Annotated in this window: 1 rRNA gene (cut by a window edge); it reads right to left on the minus strand. The window is 57.4% G+C overall.

What is annotated here, in order from left to right:
• Nucleotides 1–2500, minus strand: a 23S ribosomal RNA gene (locus CRO08_RS15570) (its annotated part continues 62 nt past the right edge of the window); the annotation flags it as partial.

Consider the following 2500-nt stretch of genomic DNA (forward strand, 5'->3'; position numbering starts at 1 on the left):
CCGCTTTAATTGGCGAACAGCCAAACCCTTGGGACCTTCTCCAGCCCCAGGATGCGACGAGCCGACATCGAGGTGCCAAACCTCCCCGTCGCTATGGACGCTTGGGGGAGATCAGCCTGTTATCCCCAGAGTACCTTTTATCCATTGAGCAACGGCAATTCCACGCTAAACCGCGGATCACTAAGCCCTACTTTCGTACCTGCTCGGCGTGTCCGCCTCGCAGTCAAGCTCCCTTATGCCTTTATGCTCTGCGCGCGATTGCCGACGCGCTGAGGGAACCGTTGGATGCCTCCGTTACCTTTTAGGAGGCGACCGCCCCAGTCAACTGACCATCAGGCATGGTCCCTGTCCCGGATGACGGGACGAGGTTAGATCTCAAAACGGGCAAGGGTGGTATTTCAAGGGCGGCTCCACGACGACTGGCGTCGCCGCTTCATAGCCTCCCACCTATCCTACACATGCCAGTCCTAAAACCAGTGCCAAAATACAGTGAAGGTTCATGGGGTCTTTCCGTCCAGGTGCGGGTTGCCGGCATCTTCACCGGCACTGCAATTTCGCCGAGTCCCGGGAGGAGACAGTGCAGAAGTCGTTACACGATTCGTGCAGGTCGGAACTTACCCGACAAGGAATTTCGCTACCTTAGGACCGTTATAGTTACGGCCGCCGTTTACCGGGGCTTCGATTCAGGGCTTCGCTTGCGCTGACCCTCCTGTTAACCTTCCGGCACCGGGCACGTGTCAGACCATATACGTCCACTTGCGTGTTAGCATGGCCTGTGTTTTTGGTAAACAGTCGCTTCTGCCGTTTCCCTGCGACCCTCCGTGGCTTCGCGCTGTTCACGCTGACCGTGGAGGGCTCCCCTTATCCGAAGTTACGGGGTTAATTTGCCGAGTTCCTTCTCCCGAGTTGTCTCGAGCACCTTAGGCTATTCGCCTCGTCCACCTGTGTCGGTTTACGGTACGGGCGCGCGTCGGCTCCCTTAGGGGTTTTTCCTGGCACGGGCCCATGCGACTCCCGCTCCGGCCGAAGCCTTCGCGGGGTCCGGAGCCTGGGGCATGTACCGGGGGGATTTGCCGCCCGGAGCCTTGCACTCCTTCCGCTGCATCCATCAGCAGCTACGCACTGTCCCATGCGTCACCCCGTCGGTGATGACGCCTTCCGCGCGGTCCCGGAATATTAACCGGGTCGTCATCGGCTACGCCTCTCGGCCTCGTCTTAGATCCCGACTCACCCTGGGAGGATTATCCTTGCCCAGGAAACCTTGGACTTACGGTGTGCGGGTTTTTCACCCGCATTTTCGCATACTCATGCCAGCATTCTCGTTTCCGGTACCTCCAGCGGGCATCGCCACCCGCCTTCCCAGGCCTGCGGAACGCTCCTCTACCACTCGCATTGCTGCGAGTCCACGACTTCGGTGATGTGTTTAGTCCCGATCATTTTCGGCGCGGGGTCGCTTGACCAGTGAGCTATTACGCTTTCTTTAAAGGATAGCTGCTTCTAAGCTAACCTCCTGGCTGTCTGTGCAACCCCACATCCTTTCCCACTTAACACATACTTGGGGACGCTTAGTCGATGGTCCGGGTTGTTTCCCTTTCGTCCGCTGATCTTATCACCCGCGGGCTGTCTGCCATGCATCCTGTTCACGGTATTCGGAGTTTGATAGGGTTTGGTAAGCGGGTGTGCCCCTAGTCCTGCCAGTGCTCTACCCCCGTGAAAGTAACATGACGCCATACCTAAATATGTTTCGAGGAGAACAAGCTATCGCCCAGTTTGATTGGTCTTTCGCTCCTACCACAACTCATCCGGACACGTTTCAATGTATATCGGTTCGGCCCTCCACGGAATGTTACTTCCGCTTCAGCCTGGTCATGGGTAGATCACTAAGGCTTCGTGTCTGCCGTGTACGACTGGTCGCCCAGTTGAGACTCGCTTTCGCTTCGGCTCCGGACCTGAGGCCCTTAACCTTGCCGTACACGAGCAACTCGCTGGCTCATTAAACAAAAGGCACGCCGTCAGAGAGATAAATCCCTCCTCCGACAGAATGTATGCACGCGGTTTCAGGCGCTATTTCACTCCCCTCTCGGGGTGCTTTTCACCTTTCCCTCACGGTACTGTGCACTATCGGTCATCTGCTCGTATTTAGCCTTGGAGGGTGGTCCCCCCGTCTTCAGGCAGGATTTCACGTGTCCCGCCCTACTCTTCGCCGCATGTTCCGTTCACGATCGCTACAGGCCTGTCACCTGCTGTGGGGGGCTTTCCATCCCGCTTCGCTCTCGTTCCAGGAATCATGTATCGGCTGGGCTGCTCCCCTTTCGCTCACCACTACTAAGGGAATCTCGGTTGATTTCTTTTCCTCCGGGTACTGAGATGTTTCAGTTCCCCGGGTTTGCCCCCTCCGGCCTATGTATTCGGCCGGTGGGTACGCTTGCGCGTGGGTTTCCCCATTCGGATTCCCGGCAGTCAAAGGCCCTTTGCGCCTCGTACCGGACTATCGTGGCTT

This window comes from Fibrobacter sp. UWT3, assembly GCF_900230125.1.
Taxonomy (GTDB): Bacteria; Fibrobacterota; Fibrobacteria; order Fibrobacterales; family Fibrobacteraceae; genus Fibrobacter.